Below are 19,723 nucleotides of genomic sequence, written 5' to 3' on the forward strand. Positions count from 1 at the left end.
CCGGCGCGCACCTCGGCCGGGCGCTTGGGATACCATAGGCTCGCGCGGATTTCCGCACGGCGAACAAGGTGGTTCGTGACGAGTATCACACGCATGACATTTGGGGCGGAATTTCAACGAAAACCCAAGATATGGGTCATTTGCCGGCGCGTTGTACTAGATATGGGGGGTGGCTTTGGCGTACAGTTCTGTCAAGCAAGTACGGCGCCCCACCGCTGCGGGCGCTTCGGCAACACGGCCGGGTGGCACCGGTCCCTTAAGAGAACAGGAAAGCGCATGGAAGCTCAGGTCATGGACGCCCCGCGGACACAGGCAAGGAACGCGACCACGGTGTTGGTCGAAAAGCGCGATGGTCGCATCGTGGATTTCGACCCCGTCAACATCGTCGAAGCCGTCAAGTCCGCCTTCGCGGACCTCGACAAAGAAGTCGGGCCCGAAGAGGAGCGCATGATCCGCGACCTGGCCAGCCAGGTGGAAGGCGAAATCAAGGAACGCTACAACGGCCCCGCCAAGATCGAAGACATCCAGAACCTCGTGGAGCATGCGCTCATCGAGGACCACCTGTACGAAGTGGCGCGCACCTACACCAACTACCGCCTCAACAAAGACATCGAGCGCGCCAAGGCCACCGACATCAACGAGGCCGTCAAGCGCCTCGTCAACCGTGACGAGTCGCTCGTGCGCGAAAACGCGAACAAGGACTCGAACGTCTACGCCACGCAGCGCGACCTGCTCGCCGGCGCCGTCTCCAAGGCGTCCGCGTTCTCGATGCTGCCCGACGCGGTGGCGAACGCGCACATGAAGGGCGACATCCACTTCCATGACGCCGACTATTCGCCGTTCACGTCGATGAACAACTGTTCGCTGCCTGATTTCGGCGACATGCTGCGCCATGGCTTCGCACTCGGCAACGCGATGATGGATTCGCCGAAGTCCATCGGCACCGCCGCCACACAGATCACGCAGATCATCAAGGACATCGCCGGCGCGCAGTACGGCGGCCAGACCGTCAACCGCGCCGACGAGATGCTCGAGGACTACGCGAAGCGCGACTATGCGAAGAACATGGACATGGCCCGCGCCATGATCCCCGATTCCACGCCGATCGCCGTGGCCGAAGACATGGTGCGTGGCCTCAAGGCGCAGGAGCCGCGCTGGCTGCATTTCGAGAACCGCGAGCCGCTGCCGATGGACGAGGCGTTCGACAAGGACCTGCCCGAACTCGACCAGCTGCGTGAGGTCTATGCGAAGATCATGACCCGCAAGGCCATCTACGACGCGATGCAGACGATGGAATACCAGATCAACTCGAACCGCGTCTCGAACGGCCAGACGCCGTTCGTCACGGTCGGCTTCGGCCTCGGCACGAGCTGGTTCGCCCGCGAGATCCAGCGCGCGATCCTGCTCAACCGCATCCGTGGCCTAGGCAAGGACCGCCACACGGCGATTTTCCCCAAGCTCGTGTTCACGATCAAGCACGGCATCAACGCCGACGAGGGCGACCCAAACTACGACCTCAAGCAGCTTGCGCTCGAATGCTCGACGAAGCGCATGTACCCGGACGTGGTGTTCTACGACAACATCGTGAAGATCACCGGCTCGTTCAAGGCGCCAATGGGCTGCCGCTCGTTCCTGCAGGGCTGGATCGACCCGAAGACCGGTGAAGATGTGGAAGACGGCCGCATGAACCTCGGCGTCGTCACGGTTAACGTGCCGCGCATCGCGCTCGAATCGCACGGCGATGTGGACCGCTTCTGGCGCCTGTTCGACGAACGCATGGAGACCGCGCACCAGGCGCTGCAGTTCCGCATCATGCGCTGCAAGCAGGCCACGCCGGTCAATGCGCCGACGCTGTTCCGCTACGGCGCGTTCGGCCGTCTCGGCGCGAACGACAATGTGGATCAGCTGTTCCGCAACGAGCGCGCCACCGTGTCGCTCGGCTACATCGGCCTGTATGAGGCGACTGCCGTCTTCTACGGCAAGAACTGGATGCGCGACCACGGCTGGGATCCGCAGGGCAAGGAGTTCGCGCTCGAGATCGTGCGCCGCATGAACCAGCTGTGCAAGGACTGGTCGGCCGCCGAAGGCTACCATTATTCGGTCTATTCGACGCCGGCGGAATCGCTCACCGACCGCTTCAACCGCATGGACCGCGAGAAGTTCGGCGACATCGAAGGCGTGACTGACCACGACTTCTACACGAACTCGTTCCACTACCCGGTGTGGCTGCAGCCGACGCCGATGGAGAAGCTCGACTATGAGAAGGACTTCCCGTACTACGCTTCGGGCGGCTTCATCAACTACTGCGAGTTCCCGTGCCTGCAGGCCAACCCGAAGGCGCTCGAGGCTGTGTGGGATTACGCGTACAACATCGGCATCGGCTACCTCGGCACGAACACGCCGATCGACCACTGCTTCGAATGCGGCTTCGAAGGCGACTTCGAGCCGACCGAAGAGGGCTTCAAGTGCCCTGAGTGCGGCAATTCCGACCCGGACAAGTGCAATGTGACGAAGCGCACATGCGGCTATCTGGGCAACCCGGTGCAGCGCCCGATGGTGCACGGCCGCCATGAGGAGATCGCCCACCGCGTCAAGCACATGGCTGGTGAGACCGGCCGCGTCACGCTCGGCAACGGCGAGACGCGCGAATGGTTCGAGGAAACGAAGTAAACGCACGCGCATAGCGCGACCGGCAGGGCGGCACATCCGCGGTGAACGCGGGATGCGCCGCCCTGTGTCATGATGGATGCAGATTGGGCATGGAGGAGCAGGAACGCATGGTACAGGCAGGCACACGCCACGATTTCGTCAAGACCAAGGAATACCGGGGCCCGTCGGTGCCGAGCCCGTTGACGAACAACCCGCGCGCGGGGCAGTGGACGAATGCGATGAGCCACAACATGATCGCCGACTACAAGCGGTTCCTCATGACCGACGGCGAAGGCATCCGCTGCTCGCTGTATGTGTCGGGCTGCCCGTTCCATTGCGAGGGCTGCTACAACTCATCGATCTGGGATTTCCAGGCGGGCCACGAATACAACGAGAAGCTCGAGGCGCAGATCATGGACGACCTTGCGCAGAGCTTCGTGCAGGGCATCACGTTCCTCGGCGGCGAACCGCTGCTCAACACCGGCGTGCTGCTGCCGCTCGCCCGCAAGATTCGCGAACGCTTCGGCCACACGAAAGACATCTGGTGCTGGACCGGCTACACGTGGGAGGAGCTGATGCGCGAGGGGGAGAGCCCCGACAAGCTCGACCTGCTGCGCGAGATCGACATCCTCGTCGACGGCCGCTACATCAAGACGCAGCACGATTCGCTGCTGCAGTTCCGTGGTTCGTCGAACCAGCGCATCATCGACGTGCCCGCATCACTTGAGCAGGGCGACGTGGTCATCTGGAGCAAACTGCACGACCAGGAGCGGTTCATCCCCGAAATCTACGGCCACGAGCGCGCCGCCGGCGAAGGCGACGCGAGCTGACGCGCACGGCACGCTAGTCCGCTTTGGCCGCTTGCGTGTCGATCCACGTGTTCACCGCGTCGATCGCCTCATTGATCGTCACCTCAGCCGCCTTGTACACCTTGGAATCCTTGATGCCCGAGTCGTCGATGAGCCGTTGGCCGGCGTCGACCGCCTTCTGCAGCACGCCGGTCAAGTAAGATCCAACGGCCGAACCGTCATAGTGCGCGCGCAGGTCGTCGAGCACGTCGCCGGCGCGGTCGAGCGCGGACCGCAATCCGCTTTTCGCACTGTCGACGGCGTCACCAGTCGTCTCATCCGCCTCATCGAGCGCATCGGACGCGCCCTGCTTGAGGTCTTCGCCACCGAGCGCGTCATCCACCTCGTCCCGCGCCTTCTGCTCAATCTGCTTCGTGGACTCGCGCAGCGAATCCGTGGCGCTGTCGAGCGTGTCCGCGACCAGGTTGAGCTGGATGATCGTCGCGTTCGTGGCGCACCCCTCGTCCGAGACCGTGCCCTCGGCGGCGGTCGCGGCCTTCGCCACCGCGTCGAGGATGTCATCCACCCCGAGCACATTGCGGATGAACCGTTGGATCGCCGGCGAATCGTCTGAAGTGGCGAGCAGTGCCTTGCGCGCGTCACTGAACTCACTGACCGCTGTACGGCAGCGGGCGAGCGCCTCGGAGTGCTTGTGGCTGTACACCACGCCGCCAATCACCGCGCCGATCAGCGCGATGGCCGCGATCACCGCCACCACAATCGGCCATTTTTTGCGCTTGTGCGGCTGCGGCACACCCGGTACGCCGCCAGCCACATAGCTCGGCGGCACCGCCTGCGCCGCGCTCGCGCGGATCTCATGGACCGGCAGCGCCTGCGTTGGCGGATCCTCTTCGAACTGCGCCATCGCAACGTCGATGCGTTGCGTGGGCTGCGTCTGCCCGGACCCGTCTGCACTCCGACCGCTCATCCCTGCCTCGTTCCTCGCGCCATCAGAGAAAGGCGAATCCGCCGGGACGCAATGGCGCGCATGTGAAATCGGTTAGGGAAATTATAGATGGGTGTCTACGCAGTGAGCCACACGCTGAACCGCCTCTTACCAACGTACCCGCTCGGCACTAAGATAATCGGATTATTGACGATTATGGCAGTCGCGCGCGCGACAATACAGATGACGGTGCGCGCCCACCAACGCACGTCCCGAAGATGAACGAGGTATCGATGGTTCAGACGGCACCCATGAGCATGCCGAACGACAACACAACAACCGAGCCGAACCGCATCCCGACCGCCCACCCAGAACAGCGCGCCGACCCCGCGCGCCCGCTGCGCGTGGGGCTCGACATCGGTTCGACCACGGTCAAAGCCGTGGTGCTCGGTGAATCGGACGCGCTGAGTGAGCCACTGTTCGCCGACTACCGCCGCCACCACGCCAATGTGCGCGCCACCATGGAGGGCCTGCTCAAAGACATCCGCGCCACACTCACCACGCTCGGGCGCGCCGATGAGCCGATCGCGCTCGCCATCACCGGATCGGGCGGCCTGGCGCTCGCCGACGCGCTCCATGTGCCGTTCGTGCAGGAGGTGATCGCCGAGACGCGCGCGATCGATCAGGATGTGCCACAGGCCGATGTGATCATCGAACTGGGCGGTGAAGACGCGAAGATCACCTATCTCAAGCCCACGCCGGAACAGCGCATGAACGGCTCGTGCGCGGGCGGCACGGGCGCGTTCATCGACCAGATGAGCACGCTGCTCGACACCGACGCCGCCGGACTCAACGCGATGGCGAAGGACTACACCACGCTGTACCCGATTGCGTCGCGCTGTGGTGTGTTCGCGAAGACGGATTTGCAGCCGCTCATCAACGACGGCGCCGCCAAACCGGACCTCGCCGCCTCGATCTTCACCGCCGTGGCCACCCAGACGATTGCTGGCCTCGCCTCAGGGCGCCCGATCCACGGCACCGTCGTGTTCCTCGGCGGGCCATTGTTCTTCATGAGCGAGCTGCGCGAAGCGTTCCGCCGCGCGCTCGACGGCAAGGTCGGCGAATTCATCACGCCCGCCGACGCGCACCTGTACGTGGCGTACGGCGCTGCGCTCACCGCCGGCGAACCCGGCCAGATCGAGCACGCCGGCGACTATGCGCCGCGCACCACGGACAGCATCATCGCCGCGCTCGAACACCTGAGCACACTGCCGGCGAACACCGCCACCATGCCGCCGCTGTTCGCCAACCGCGCCGAACGTGAGGCGTTTGACGCGCGCCACCACCGCGAACACGTGCACATCGGCACGCTCGAGGGCGCGCGCGGCCCGCACTTCCTGGGCATCGACGCCGGGTCGACGACGATCAAGGCCACGCTCGTCAACGACGACCGCGAGATCGTCTGGTCGTCGTACGCCACGAACGACGGGAGCCCGTTGGCCGCCGCGATCGAGATTGTGCGCACGATCGAACACGACCTGCCCGAAGGCGCCTGGATCGCGCGCAGCTGCGCCACCGGCTACGGCGAGGGACTGATCGCCACCGGGCTGCACCTCGATGAGGGCGTGGTGGAGACGATGGCCCACTACCGCGGCGCCGAAATGGTGAGCCAAGGCGTCACCGCCGTCATCGACATCGGCGGCCAGGACATGAAGTACCTCGCCATCGACGACGGTGTGATCGATTCGATCGCCGTCAACGAAGCCTGCTCATCGGGCTGCGGGTCGTTCCTGCAGACCTTCGCGCGCTCCATGGGCCTGACCATCGAGGAGTTCACGCAGGCCGCGCTCGCCTCCGAACACCCCGTGGACCTGGGCTCGCGGTGCACGGTGTTCATGAACTCGAGCGTCAAGCAGGCGCAGAAAGAAGGCGCGAGCATCGAAGACATCGCCGCCGGCCTGTGCTATTCCGTCGTGCGCAACGCACTGTACAAGGTCATCAAACTGCGCGATTCGGGCGAGCTCGGCAGCACGGTCGTGGTGCAGGGCGGCACGTTCCTCAACGACGCCGTGCTGCGCGCGTTCGAACTGCTCACCGAACGCGAAGTGACACGCCCCAACATCGCCGGACTCATGGGCGCCTACGGCGCCGCGCTCACCGCGCGCATGCACTACGACGACATCGCCGACGACACGGACGGCGACACCGACGCCGCCGGCGTGCACGTGGCGCGCATCGACGGCGTGGACCACACCGTCTCGAGCATCCTGCACGGCACCGCCCTCGACGAGCTGTCGATGACGACCGAACGCGACGTGTGCAAACTGTGCCAGAACCACTGCAAGCTCACCATCACCACATTCCACGACGGATCGCGCTACGTGACCGGCAACCGGTGCGAACGCGGCGGCGACGCCAAACGCAAACGCAGCGACCGGCCCAACCTGTACGACTTCAAATACAAGCGCGCCTTCGCCTACCGCCGCCTGACCGATAAAAAGGCCACGCGCGGCGAAATCGGCATACCCCGCGTGCTCAACATGTACGAAAACTACCCGTTCTGGTTCACCTTGCTCACGAGCCTCGGATTCAAAGTCATCATCTCCGGGCGCTCCAACCACGAACTGTTCGAAACCGGCATCGAATCCATCGCGTCCGAAAACATCTGCTATCCGGCGAAACTCGTGCACGGGCACATCAAGTGGCTCCTCAACAAAGGCATACGCACGATCTTCTACCCATGCGTCTCGTTCGAAGACGACCTGGTGCCAGAATCCGACAACCACTACAACTGCCCGGTCGTAGCCAACTACCCTGTGGTCATCGGCGCCAACATGCCCGAACTGCGCGAAGACGGCATACGGTTCATGCGCCCTTACTTCAACCTCTCCAAGCACAGCCTCATGGTCGACCGCATCATCGAGGAATTCGCATGGGCCGGCGTGACACGCGAGGAGGCCGAAGCAGCCGTCGCCGCCGCCTACGCCGAAGACACCGTGTTCAAACACGACGTGCAGCAGGAAGGCGTGCGCGCGCTCGCCTACATGAAGGAGCACAACTGTCGCGGCATCGTGCTCGCCGGGCGCCCCTACCACGTGGACCCCGAAGTCAACCACGGCATCCCCGAGACGATCTGCTCGCTCGGCATGGTCGTGCTCTCCGAAGACTCCGTCAGCTGGCTCGACCCCAACGACGTGCCCGCGCTCACCGCATACCTCGCCGAAGACGAAACCGACCCGGCCGCCCACACGAGCGAAGGGTTCCGGCACGTCAACGACCGCAAGCTCACCACCATGCCACTGCGCGTGATGAACCAATGGGCCTATCACGCGCGCCTCTACCGCGCCGCGCAGTTCGTGGCCTCCTGGCCCGGACTCGAACTCGTGCAACTCAACTCGTTCGGCTGCGGCCTTGACGCCGTGACCACCGACCAGGTGTCCGAGATCCTCGCCGACAAAGCGGACGTGTACACGATGCTCAAAATCGACGAAGTCTCCAACCTCGGCGCCGCCAAAATCCGCCTGCGCTCACTCAAAGCCGCCGTCGAGGAACGCGAACGCAACGCCCAGCGCGCCGCTACGCCCGCAGCTAGCGCCGGCACCTTCCGGCACACCGGCACCGCAGCGCCCACACCCGGCCGGCAAATCCTGCTCGACGCCGTCATGGGGAGGCAAGCAGGCGGCGCCCAGCAGAACCGGCAAAGCGCCACCATGAGCGCCTACGCCAACCGCGTGCCCTTCGGCAAGGACATGCGCCGCGACTACACCATCGTCGCCCCGCAGATGAGCCCCATCCACTTCCGGCTCGTCGAAGCGGCCATACGCGCCTCCGGATACAAATTCGACGTGCTCGAACACGCCAGCAAAACCGACGTGGAGACCGGCCTCAAATATGTGAACAACGACGCCTGCTACCCGGCGATCATGACCGTGGGCCAACTCGTCGAGGCCATCAAATCCGGGCGGTACAACCCCGACACCACGGCGCTCGCGATCTCGCAGACCGGCGGCATGTGCCGCGCCACGAACTACTTCGCCCTGATCCGCAAGGCGCTCGTGGATGCGGGCTATCCGCAGATCCCCGTGATCGCGATCTCCACGCAAGGTTTTGTGGACAATCCCGGCTTCACGCCCACGGTGCCGTTGCTGCACCGTGCGGCGAAGTCGCTCGTCATCGGCGACCTGCTCATGAAGTGCCTGTACCGTGTGCGCCCGTACGAGGCGAATCCGGGTTCCGCGAACCGCCTGTACGAGCGGTGGAACGTGATCGTGCGCGAGACACTGCTCAACCACGGCATGTCGAAGACCGCGAAGATGCTGTACGGGCGCGCGTACTGGCCGTACGCGAAACTCGTGGCGAAGATCGTGGAGACCTTCGATGCGCTGCCGCTGCAAGATGTCGAGCGCAAGGTGCGGGTCGGCGTCGTCGGCGAGATTCTCGTGAAGTACCAGCCTGATGCGAACAACCACGTTGTCGAAGTGATCGAGTCACAGGATTGCGAGGCCGTGGTGCCCGGCATCATCGACTTCATGACGATGCGCCCGTACATCAACGAATGGAACGAGCGCAATCTGGGCACCGGCCGCAACAAGGCGCTGTACACGGCGTTCAGGGGCGTGATCCACGCCTACATGAACCCGGTGAACCGCGCGCTTGAGGCGAGCGGCGGCAAATTCGAGAAGGACCTGCCGATGGACCAGCTCGTGGCCAAGGCGCAGACCGTCACCTCGATCGGCGTGCAGGCCGGCGAAGGCTGGTTGCTCACGGGCGAGATCGTGGAGCTCATCGAATCGGGCTGCCCCAACATCATCTGTGCACAGCCGTTCGCGTGCCTGCCGAACCATGTCACGGGCCGTGGCATGTTCGGCAAGATCCGCCGGCTCTACCCGCAGGCGAACATCGTCTCGATCGACTACGACCCCGGCGCAAGCGAGGCGAACCAGCTCAACCGCATCAAACTGATGATCGCCGCGGCGAAGAAGAACGCCGCCGCCGGACGCAGCAGTGTGTGAATTGTGCACGTTATAGGGATTTTTTAGAACAAGCGCGCCGTGTCCCCATGCGCGCGCGTTAGTATGGGCACTTATGACAGCACCACGAGTTTCCTACGCGCACCTGCTGGTTCAGCCGAACCCGCGGCACGTGCGCAGCCTTGTTCGCTTCTTCGAGGAGGGGTGCTCCGCGCCGGGGACCGGGGGGTTCGGCGTGGAGATCGAACATCTGCCCGTGCACAACGCCGACGACACGGCGGTCACGTACGGCGAGCCGAACGGCGTGGAGGAACTGCTGCGCCGTCTGCGCCCGTACTACGACCCCGCGCAGGAGTACTGGCAGGACGATCATCTCGTCGGGCTCGCGCGCGAAGGCATCGCCATCTCGCTCGAACCGGGCGGGCAGATTGAGACGTCGATCGGCATTTTGTGCAAACCCGAGGATCTGCTCGAACTGCACGGGCAGTTCATGCGCGAAGCCGCGCCGATCCTCGACGAACTCGATTTTCGCTTGGTGAACTACGGCTATCAGCCGAAGAGCTCGTACGCGGACATTCCACTCAACCCCAAACTGCGCTACGCCGCGATGAACGAGTACTTGGGGCGCATCGGGCAGTTCGGACCGTGCATGATGCGCGCATCCGCCTCCACGCAGGTGAGCATCGACTATACGAGCGAGCGCGACGCGATCGACAAGATGCGCCTCGGCACCGCGATCGGCCCGATCCTCGCATGGTTCTTCCGCAATACGCCGTATTTCGAAGGCGCGCCGAACCCGTGGCCGTTGTGCCGCCAGCGCATGTGGGATTACCTCGACGTGCAGCGCACCAACGTGACGCCGGGCCTGTACGACGAGCGGTTCAGCTGGGAGGATTACGCGGCCGACGTGCTGAGCACCCCGCTCATGTTCGCCGACCTGACCCACACGCCGGAAGCGGAAGGACGGTCCTCGCACGGCGTCGAATTCGCGGCGTTCTATACAACAGCAGCCGACCTGTACCCGGACCGCGAACTCAACGCGTACGAAATCAACCACGTGCTCTCCACGCACTTCAACGACGTGCGCCTGAAGAACTTCATCGAAATGCGGCACTGGGACTCACTGCCGATCGAACGCGCGGAACTGCTCACGCAGATCGTGAGCAACCTGTTCTACGATGTTGAGCGCCGAACCAGCCTCGAATCGTACTTCAGCGGACTGACCGGCGAAGACGTGCACGCCGCAAAGGCCGTGCTGCAGGCGCGCGGGGGAGACGCGAAGCCCTACGACCAGCCGATGGACTACTGGGCCGAAGTGCTGGGCGTCGGGGATGCGCTCGCCGATGTGCCGGGCGACGCGAAGTGGCCGGAGGTGCGGCAGGGGTAGAGATGCAACGCTGCTAATTCTTTTCAGCGTAGTTCGCTTCTTGCTCTCGCATTGCCATATCATGGTGTTGCCGTTGGCATGTTCTGTGCTCGCCTGCTTACAATGGCTGCATTTGGATGACCGTGTTGGAGGACCCATGTCAAACGTGGAGGAGTTGTTCGCCCGTATCGTGGCGGAGTCGGTGGATAAACGCGAGCAGGGGACGCGTTTCGAACGGTTGGTGCAATGGTTCCTGAGCAACGATCCCTCATGGCTCGAACGCGTCAGCCGCGTATGGCTATGGGATGACGCGCCCGAGGAACTGCGCAAGGGGCACGCGGACACCGGCATCGACCTGGTCGCGTTGGACGAGGACGGGTCGTATTGGGCCATCCAAGCGAAATGCTACACGGGGAAGAAACTGTCCGAGAGGGACGTGTCCACGTTCTTCATGAACGCGTTGGCCGATAGGCACTACGGGCATTACATGATCGCGGACACCGCGCCATCGGTCACCAAGACGTTCGAGAACTACATGAACGACTACCCCGACCGGGACATCGTCCGATTGGACCTCGATACCATGAGGCACGCCAACCTCGACTGGGACGCGTTCGAGGCCGGATCCCGCTCCGGCGCGCGCCGCACCTACGATCCACGACCACACCAGGTCGAGGCGATCGATGCCGTCAAACGTGAACTGGCGGACCATGACCGCTGCTCACTGGTCATGGCCTGCGGCACCGGCAAGACACTGACCGCGCTGCGCCTGTGCGAGCAATACCCCGGCACTGGCGGCACGGTATTGTTCCTCGCGCCATCGATCTCGCTGGTGAGCCAGTCGATGCGCGACTGGGTCAACCAGACGCGCGGCCGCATCAACGTGTACGTGGTGTGCTCGGACGCCAAGGCAAGCAAGGTCTCCGAGGAAGCCTACGGCCAATTGTCCGACATCCCGTTCCCCGCCACCACGAACGCGCAGACCGTGGCCAACCGGTTCCGTCCCAAAGCGGACGCGTTGAACGTGGTGTTCTCCACCTACCAGTCCATCGATGTGATCCATCAAGCCCAGGAACTGGGGCTGTCCGGTTTCGATCTGATCATATGCGACGAGGCACACCGCACGACGGGGGTCATGGACGGCGAAGGCGCCTTCCAACGCGTGCACGACAATGATTTCATCCATGGCGCCAAACGCCTGTACATGACGGCCACACCACGCATCTACGGCGAAGGCGCGAAGAACAAGGCCGCCGACGGTGCCGTGGAGATCGCCAGCATGGATGACGAGAGGGTCTACGGCCGGGTCGCGTACCGGCTCACGTTCGGCAAGGCCGTCGCGGCTGGACTGCTCACGGACTACAAGATCGTCATCATGCAGGTCGGTGAGGACCAGATGGGCCGCGCGATGCAGGAGGCGTACAGCCGGGAGAACGCGCCCATCCCCCTGTCGGACGCGGCCAAGTTCGTCGGCTGTTGGAAAGCGATGTTCGACCGCCGCCACTCCACCTCCGTCGCCGATCTCGCCACACGCGGCCGGCACGCCGAGACCACCGTGGGCGACGACGAGTCCAACCGTGTGCTGCACCACGCGATCGCGTTCGCCGCGTCCATCAAGGACTCCAAACGACTGACCGATAAGTTCCAGACCGTCATCGACGACTACACCGAATCACTGGAGGACACCAGCGAAAACGCGGCAACGATCCATGCGAACAACGTCGTGACCGTGGACATCAAACATGTGGATGGCACGATGGATGCGCAGACGCGTGCCGACAGGCTTGACTGGCTGTCCGCGGACACACCGGCCAACGAGTGCCGGATTCTGTCGAACGCGCGTTGTCTGGCCGAAGGCATCGACGTGCCCGATTTGGACGCGGTCATCTATCTGAGCGCGCGCAAAAGCAAGGTGGACATCATCCAGTCCGTCGGACGTGTCATGCGCCGCGCGCCGGGCAAACAATACGGGTACATCATCATCCCCGTGGTCGTGCCCCTCGGCGGCGACCCCGACAAGATCTTGTCCTCGGGAGCCTACGAGACCGTCTGGCAGGTCGTGCGCGCGTTGCGCAGCCACGACGAACGCCTCGAAGCCATCATCAACGCCGCCTCGCTGGGCGACACCGAAGCGTTGCGCCGCATCGTCGAGGTCGAGGTCCTCGACGAGAACCGTTTGCGACTCAACCGCAGGAAGACCCGCGCCACCTCCCGCATCGGCGCAGCGGACCATATCGGCGACGCCGGGCAGGAACCGATAGAACTCGGAACCGACGCCGTGGAGGATGTGCAGGGCGAATTGGATTACGAGCTCGCCGAGATGGCCAAGGCCATCAACGCGCAGATCGTGCGCAAGTGCGGCACGAAGATCTACTGGGGCGAATGGACCGACGACATCGCCCACATCGCCGCAGCCCGCGCCGAACAGATCGCCCAAATCGTGCAGAACGGCCCCGCACGCGACGCGTTCGACCGGTACCTGCAAGGCCTGCGCGACAGCCTCAACCCCGGCTATGAGGAGACACAGGCGATCACCGTGCTCGCCCAGCACGAAATCACCAAACCGATCTTCGAGACCCTGTTCACCGACCGCGCCGTCATTGACAACAACCCCGTCATGCACGCCCTCGACACCGTGATGGACGAACTCTACACGGCCGGACTGCCCAAAAGCATCGACGACCCGACCTTGCGGGACCTGTACTCGTCCGTCAAGATCGCCGCGATGCAACTGACCACCGACACGGCCAAGCAGAACCTGATCAAGGAGATCTACAACGAGTTCTTCACGAAGGTGTTCAAGGACACCGCCAACGAGCTCGGCATCGTCTACACGCCCGTCGAGGTCGTGGACGCGCAGCTGCATATGGTCCAACGCGCCCTCACCCGCGAGTTCGGCCAAAGCCTCGGCGACCACGGCGTGCACGTGCTCGACGGATTCGCCGGCACCGGCACCTACATCTGCCGCCTGATCGAGGATACGAGCCTGATCCCCGACGGGCAACTCGAATACAAATACATGCACGACCTGCACTCCAACGAGATCGTGCCCCTGGCCGCCACGATCATGGACATCAACATCGAACAGTCCTACCACCTGCGGCACGGGGGCGAGTACGTCAACTTTCCCGGCGCCGTACTCACCGACACCTTCCAAATGAGTGAAACCGATGACGACCAACCTACATTAGAGGCCCTTGACGAGAATACGACGCGAATACAGGAACAATTAGATACACCTATTCGTATCATTGTCGGGAATCCACCCTATCGCGCGGGAGACAAGGAACGTCTAGGCAATCAAAATGTCAAGTACGAGACTTTGGATGAACACATCGAACAAACGTATACGGCAAAAGCGGATGCGAACTATAAAAGGTCTTTGTACGATAGTTACATCCGGGCTTTCCGATGGGCTTCGGACCGAATCAAGGAAAAGGGCATCATTTGCTTCGTCTCCAACGGAGGATGGCTTACCAGCGCCTCCGGAGCTGGCGTGCGGCGCTCCTTCGTTGAAGAATTCAATTCCATTTACGTCTACAACCTACGAGGCAACCAACGTACGCAAGGTGAGGAGTCACGGAAGGAAGGCGGAAAAATATTCGATTCCGGATCCCGTGCAACCATTGCCATCACGATGCTGGTGAAGAACCCAGCCTCCGAAGAGCACGGCGTGATCCACTACAAGGACATCGGCGATTACCTCAGCCGCGAGGAGAAACTCGACATCCTCAAAAACGCAGTAGTCGAGGATCCCGAATGGGAGATACTCACGCCAGATGAGCATGGAGACTGGTTGAACCAACGTGATGACTCCTACCAAAACTTTATCCCAATGGGTGTTTTGAAGGGTGGCAAAAAACTCGGAACCGGATTATTCACGATGTGGTCAATGGGGGTGGCGACTAACCGTGATGCTTGGGTTACTGATTTCTCTGTCGCGCGACTCAAGGACAGGATGAGCGCGCTTGTTGAGGACATCAATGCAGCTTCCAAGGCGTACAAGGATGATCGTCAGCCTTTGCCCCAAGATTTTGCACGATATAGTTGGACTCGACGCGTGCAGAATTATGCGGAACGTGGTGTGGAGATTCCCTTCAATCCCAATGGTTTTACGTTATATATGTATCGCCCGTTCTGTAAGGAATATGTGTACTTTGATAAATACATGAACGAAATGACGCTCCAGCAACCCCGAATTTTCCCGCTCGAGGATGCGAGCGGGCGAAAGGACGTACCAGCAACCCCTAGTTCATCCTCTTTGCCTGAAAACGAAGAGACTGAAAATTCGGCGAACGAAATGACGTACCAGCAAAGTTGTACTCCTTGCTTTGAAAACAAGGTGATAACTATTGGTGAGCGCGGTGTAATCATTTCGGATTTACTTCCAGATTTGGAACTGAATCACCACGGCCAGTGTTTCCCTCTGTACTGGTATGAGCGGATCGAGGTCGACGTTCCGGCAGATGATGCGCAAGGTGCGTTGTTTGAGGATCCCAACGCTCCGGAAGCCAAGCAGTCGTTGCTCGATCTGGGTGATAAGATGACGCGGAAGAAGACGCAGTATGTACGTCACGACGCGATCACCGATACTGGGCTGCAGGTGTTCCGTGAAGCGTATCCGGGCATGCGCATCAGCAAGGAGGACATCTTCTATTACGTGTATGGCGTCCTGCATTCGCCGGAATACCGCACGCGCTTCGAGAATAACCTGGACAGGGAATTGCCGCGTATCCCGTTGGCGAAGGATTTCAAGGCGTTCATGAAGGCTGGCAGGGAACTGGCCCAACTGCATTTGGACTATGAGCATGTGGAACCCTATCCGGTCGTCGAGGTCGGTGACAGCGTGAATCCAGGTCATACGGAGAAGATGCGGTATCCGAACAAAATCAAGGATCCACAGTCCGGAAAGAGTATCAAGGATCCGACGGTCTTGCAGGTCGCGGAACGACTGACCTTCCAGGAGATCCCCGCGCGGGCGTACCAGTATGTTGTGAACGGCAAGAGCGCGCTTGATTGGATCATCGACCGCTATCAGGTACGTACTGATAAGAAGACCGGCATCGTCAATGATCCCAATACATACTCCGACGATCCGCGCTACATCGTCGATCTTGTGCGCAAGGTCATTACGGTGAGCCTGCGCACGCTGGACATCGTGGACTCCCTGCCCCCACTGGAGGAACTGCCGAAGCCGGACAACTGGCCTGAGGAATGGAACTAGTGGAAGAAAGTTAAACAGAAGTGGTGTTCGCGGCGATGTGCCGCGAACACCACTTTTCATAGCGTGACGAATGCAGTGCCATGGGTCACTCATGTGCTCTGCAGCGTCGCGATGCTGTAATTTGGTCGACAGAGTGGTTCGATGATCGCAGAGGTTATCTCACCATATCAACGGATAGTTCGGAGGTGAATGCCAGAACCATGTTCCCCGGCCGCCCGTGCGCATTGTCCCAGTGGGAGAAGTTGATGGTGTAAGCGTTGTCGGTGATGTTCGTCAGACCGTTGCTTTCCTTGAATGTTTCGTATCCATCGAGGGTGAGCATGGCTACTTTGACCATCTTTCCGTCGTCTAGGATGCGGCCGAATAGAATTGCGGGAATCGGGGCGTCTGCGTCTGCGGCGGCTTGTTCGCGCAGACGCTCAACCCTGTTTAGTGTGAGCTGCTGTACGTCGTTGGTCTGGTTTGCGCGTTGGTGCGCGCTGACATAGGCGAGGCATACGAGGTATCATTTCGATCGATACAGTGATGAGCATGCTGGATCCCTCACTGGAGGAATTTCAAATGGAGCCGTGCCACGGTTCCATGGCTCACTTCCCAGCCGTTAATTTCCACGGCTTGGCCATCCCAGTCTTTGAGGTTTTGGAATTCCTCCGTGTCCTTGTTGAACTTGGCGATGATGTAGTTTTCATCGGTGATGATCGCGCATCCGCTTTCCCAGGCTCTGATTAGCGCTGTGGTGCGTATGGTTCTTCCATCGATTTTCGGATACGCGGCCATGGTCTTTTTGAACGCGCGGGTGGATGCGAATCGAAGGGCCATGCTTGATATTCGATCGTGTGGTTTGTCGCGCTCTTTCACATAGGTTCGTACGTGTGGGATGTCTTCGTGTGGAGCGGGCTTTTTCTTCTTGATCTCGCTGATGACCGGGGGACAACGGCGTGAAGTTGGTATTCAGCGTCGTATGTCATGCATTTGAAGCATTTTGCCGTGGCTTTTGCGTCCTGTGCTGAATCATGGGCTTCGAAATCGACGCCATAATGGGCTGCGCAACCTTGCAAGGGTTGCCACTTATATTCATTCCCATAGGATTGCCTGACCATGGCGGCATAGTCAAGCATTACATCGATGCATGGGGTTTGTGGAGCCACGTCCCTGATGGAGTAGCCCGACTGTCTGAGCATCCTGTCATCGAATTCGATGTTGTAAGCGATGTTGAGTGATGCGGAGGAGAATATCTTGTCTAACTTTGTTTTGATCTGTTTAAGTATCGGCGCGTGTTCGACGTCACGTGGTGATATCCCATGGATTGCATATGCACCTTCCCAGCTTGTCTTGCGTGTGGGGTGGATGTACTCATTGAGGAGCGGACGCCTGGCGCCATCCACTGCAGAAACCTGCAGGACCTCATCATCATTGTCGAGGCCGGTGGTTTCGGTGTCGAATACGACTATGCGTTCATCGGGGAGGCCATGGGCAAGATATTCCGCAGTGTTCCGGGTTGCGTGGGAACGCGTTTGTGTTTGCCCCGCATGCGCGGGGATGATTCGTATGCATGTTGATGAACGGAGGTGATTGACATGTGTGTCGCGGAAAAAATGACGTTTGAGGACCTTGTCGATTGGTATGTCAGACAACTCGTTCTTTATGGGGATGCGGAAAACGCGGAGATCATCAGGAATGCTTTTGCATGCGGTGAGCCGACAGTCGCCTTGGATATGGCCGTAATCCGGTCAAAACAGTTGAACATCATTCCCGAACGTCATATCATCAAGCGATCATGCGAATTATTGGATCCCGATGATGATGGCATGGAAATTTGCAAGCGCTTTCTTACCTCGAACGATTTGCCCCGCATGCGAGAGGACAACTGTTGACGGGAGCGATATCATTATCGCATTCGGGAAAAGAAACACGCTGCTAGCATCTATCCATGGAACGAGGGGATTATCATGCACAGAGGGACAACGCCCGATGACCTGTTGCTGAATAAGTTCGTGAAAATCCTTGAAGATCACAAACGGTACAAGGAAGCAGAACTGTTGGATGCCACGGCTATCGCCGGTGAGTTCGCCGCGGGATTCGACTTTGCGATGTTGGCATGCAAAGCTTCTGGCATAGTGCCTCCCACTCATTTGATCCATGAGATTATGAGCTCACCATGGTTTGAAAAGGATTCGTACGCCGATGATATTTGCCGAGAGTTCTTGAAGAGGGGCGGATCCTCCGTTACGCCGTGACATGGGCCTGATTCAGCATATCCTCGTCATGGGGGATAGGCGGCCGCATCGAGCATGTGACGTGCGATTACATCGGCGTCACAGCCTTCCTCACACCACGGGGATGCGAGGGTGGCGCGCAATATCTGCCGGTCCGGTTTCAAACCTTGGTCTTCACAGGCTGCCAGAGCAATGATTAGTCCGGCTGTGTATTCCCCGGCATGGCATGCATCGAGCAGTTCGTCCGACCACTTGCCCCCGCCCTCCACGGTGAGGAGTTTGAGATAGTATTCCAGTAAATCATCGATGGTGATGTTCCATGCCTGCTCGTCATCTGGCAGTGGGTGTACACCGGTTTTCTCATGGATGCGCTTGAGTTTTTCCGGATTTGTGACCGGTGTGAGCTGGCCGGGTTTAAACGTGTATCGGCTTGATCGTTCCTCGCTGATCGACATAAGGTCATCCTATCAATCTGGAGTAATCCGCCGTCGTACAATCGAGCAATGAGTAGTCAACCAAATTCGACTGATCTGCTTCTGCAGGATCTCATCCGGGTCCTCTTGGATGGGAAGGCCCATGCAGATGCTGACATGCTGCGAAGTGCAGCTGATGCCGGTGAATATGCTGGTGGTTTCGACTACGCGATGCTAGCGTTCAAGGATCGTGGTCTGATTCCAGACGCAGGGTTGATTCACGCCGTGCTGGATTCGCCGTGGTGTGAGGAAGACTCCTATGCCGATGTGATTGGTCATGAACTACTCGCAAAAGCGGAGACGTCCGTTGCGTCGTGATGCGTCCAGCTATCAACTTTAGGAATCCGGCATATAGTCAAAATGTGTTGATTATGTTGCGTGTTTGGTGTTGCGCCAGTAAGTGTGTCGGGGTGTTATTTAGGTTCCCAGTCCATAGCCGCGTTTCGCGCTGCTGCATGACGAATCCCTGAGTGCTCCTGACGAAAGTCATGTCCGGAGCCGCTGAGCATGACGACTGTCTGTAATTGTCCAAAATCACGTGGCCACAGTGATATTTGAGACAGATGCGACCCGTAACTGTCCGAAATAACGTGGCAGCATCGATATTTGCGACATTTGGGCATGGCAACTGTCCGAAATCCCTTGTGAACGCCACCTGCGCACTTATTACTGTCCACGCAACACCTGCTAGCGCTAAATCAGCGCAAACCGATCAATAGGCCTATAGCCGGCTTTTCAGGGCGCAGTACGAGTGTCGATGTTCAGATTTTCCCCGGTGCCTTGAGTCTGTGATATTCGGCTCTCAACTCGTCGGTCGACACAAAGTCGCCGTCAGCCCATCGACGGCAGCCCTCCTCGCTGATCCAAACCTGTTCTTGGGGTGGCAATGGATATACTCCGGTCTTGTTGTATATCAAATCGAGTTCGTCTGGGTCCGTAATTGCCCGCCCCTCTTCAGGCATGAACGTGAATCGATCCTCGCGCATTGTGTCCATGTGTTTATTCTATTCTCAGTACGACCACGCATGATTGATTGTTGGTCCATCAATAGATTTCCGTGACATGTTTCTGAATGCGTATCTAGTGAGGAG

General features: G+C 60.3%; 13 protein-coding genes. 7 read left to right on the forward strand and 6 right to left on the reverse strand.

Annotated elements, in window-relative coordinates; genetic code table 11:
* The first annotated feature begins 276 nt into the window (after window positions 1-276).
* Together nrdD and nrdG are read left to right on the forward strand one after the other, a co-directional pair.
* On the forward strand, window positions 277-2,670 hold the full coding sequence (nrdD, locus tag BPSG_RS05345; protein WP_026643621.1) for an anaerobic ribonucleoside-triphosphate reductase: 2,394 nt from the start codon (window positions 277-279) through the stop codon (window positions 2,668-2,670).
* 107 nt (window positions 2,671-2,777) lie between these two features.
* Window positions 2,778-3,479, forward strand: a complete 702-nt coding sequence (gene nrdG / locus BPSG_RS05350) for an anaerobic ribonucleoside-triphosphate reductase activating protein (protein ID WP_080699239.1) — start codon at window positions 2,778-2,780, stop codon at window positions 3,477-3,479.
* A gap of 13 nt (window positions 3,480-3,492) precedes the next feature.
* Here the strand turns inward: nrdG and BPSG_RS05355 are convergent, their stop codons facing one another.
* Window positions 3,493-4,425: a hypothetical protein gene (locus BPSG_RS05355; protein WP_225531967.1), complete on the reverse strand. Its 933-nt coding sequence runs from the start codon at window positions 4,423-4,425 to the stop codon at window positions 3,493-3,495.
* A 251-nt stretch (window positions 4,426-4,676) separates the two neighbouring features.
* Between BPSG_RS05355 and BPSG_RS05360 the strand changes: the two genes are divergently transcribed.
* The 3 genes from BPSG_RS05360 (at window position 4,677) to BPSG_RS08770 (ending at window position 15,943) form a co-directional block, all read left to right on the forward strand.
* On the forward strand, window positions 4,677-9,395 hold the full coding sequence (locus BPSG_RS05360) for an acyl-CoA dehydratase activase-related protein (RefSeq protein ID WP_236822961.1): 4,719 nt from the start codon (window positions 4,677-4,679) through the stop codon (window positions 9,393-9,395).
* 73 nt (window positions 9,396-9,468) lie between these two features.
* Window positions 9,469-10,740, forward strand: coding sequence for a glutamate-cysteine ligase family protein (locus BPSG_RS05365; protein ID WP_026643618.1), 1,272 nt, complete (start codon window positions 9,469-9,471; stop codon window positions 10,738-10,740).
* Window positions 10,741-10,876: 136 nt separating this feature from the next.
* Window positions 10,877-15,943 (forward strand): type ISP restriction/modification enzyme, encoded by a 5,067-nt coding sequence (locus tag BPSG_RS08770; protein WP_033502332.1) that lies wholly within the window; start codon window positions 10,877-10,879, stop codon window positions 15,941-15,943.
* Between the two features lie 154 nt (window positions 15,944-16,097).
* Here the strand turns inward: BPSG_RS08770 and BPSG_RS05375 are convergent, their stop codons facing one another.
* The 3 genes from BPSG_RS05375 to BPSG_RS08445 form a co-directional block, all read right to left on the reverse strand.
* Window positions 16,098-16,280, reverse strand: a complete 183-nt coding sequence (locus BPSG_RS05375) for a hypothetical protein (RefSeq protein ID WP_026643617.1) — start codon at window positions 16,278-16,280, stop codon at window positions 16,098-16,100.
* 206 nt (window positions 16,281-16,486) lie between these two features.
* Window positions 16,487-16,762, reverse strand: coding sequence for a hypothetical protein (locus tag BPSG_RS05380; protein WP_026643616.1), 276 nt, complete (start codon window positions 16,760-16,762; stop codon window positions 16,487-16,489).
* Between the two features lie 35 nt (window positions 16,763-16,797).
* Window positions 16,798-17,577, reverse strand: a complete 780-nt coding sequence (locus BPSG_RS08445) for a 3'-5' exonuclease (RefSeq protein ID WP_157928613.1) — start codon at window positions 17,575-17,577, stop codon at window positions 16,798-16,800.
* 315 nt (window positions 17,578-17,892) lie between these two features.
* Here BPSG_RS08445 and BPSG_RS08705 point away from each other — a divergent pair, with 315 nt between their 5' ends.
* Complete coding sequence (locus BPSG_RS08705) at window positions 17,893-18,180, forward strand: hypothetical protein (RefSeq protein WP_026643613.1); 288 nt, start codon at window positions 17,893-17,895, stop codon at window positions 18,178-18,180.
* A 26-nt stretch (window positions 18,181-18,206) separates the two neighbouring features.
* On the opposite strand, the gene BPSG_RS05400 is transcribed toward BPSG_RS08705, so the two are convergent.
* Window positions 18,207-18,614 carry a hypothetical protein gene (locus tag BPSG_RS05400; protein ID WP_026643612.1) on the reverse strand — a complete coding sequence of 136 codons (408 nt, stop codon included), beginning with the start codon at window positions 18,612-18,614 and terminating at the stop codon, window positions 18,207-18,209.
* A gap of 48 nt (window positions 18,615-18,662) precedes the next feature.
* Between BPSG_RS05400 and BPSG_RS05405 the strand changes: the two genes are divergently transcribed.
* The gene (locus BPSG_RS05405; protein WP_026643611.1) at window positions 18,663-18,950 is read left to right on the forward strand and encodes a hypothetical protein; all 288 of its coding nucleotides are present in this window, start codon (window positions 18,663-18,665) and stop codon (window positions 18,948-18,950) included.
* Window positions 18,951-19,393: 443 nt separating this feature from the next.
* On the opposite strand, the gene BPSG_RS05410 is transcribed toward BPSG_RS05405, so the two are convergent.
* Window positions 19,394-19,627 (reverse strand): hypothetical protein, encoded by a 234-nt coding sequence (locus BPSG_RS05410; protein ID WP_026643610.1) that lies wholly within the window; start codon window positions 19,625-19,627, stop codon window positions 19,394-19,396.
* Window positions 19,628-19,723 lie beyond the last annotated feature (96 nt).

It is taken from the genome of Bifidobacterium pseudolongum subsp. globosum (assembly GCF_000741295.1).
In the GTDB taxonomy this organism is placed as follows: domain Bacteria; phylum Actinomycetota; class Actinomycetes; order Actinomycetales; family Bifidobacteriaceae; genus Bifidobacterium; species Bifidobacterium globosum.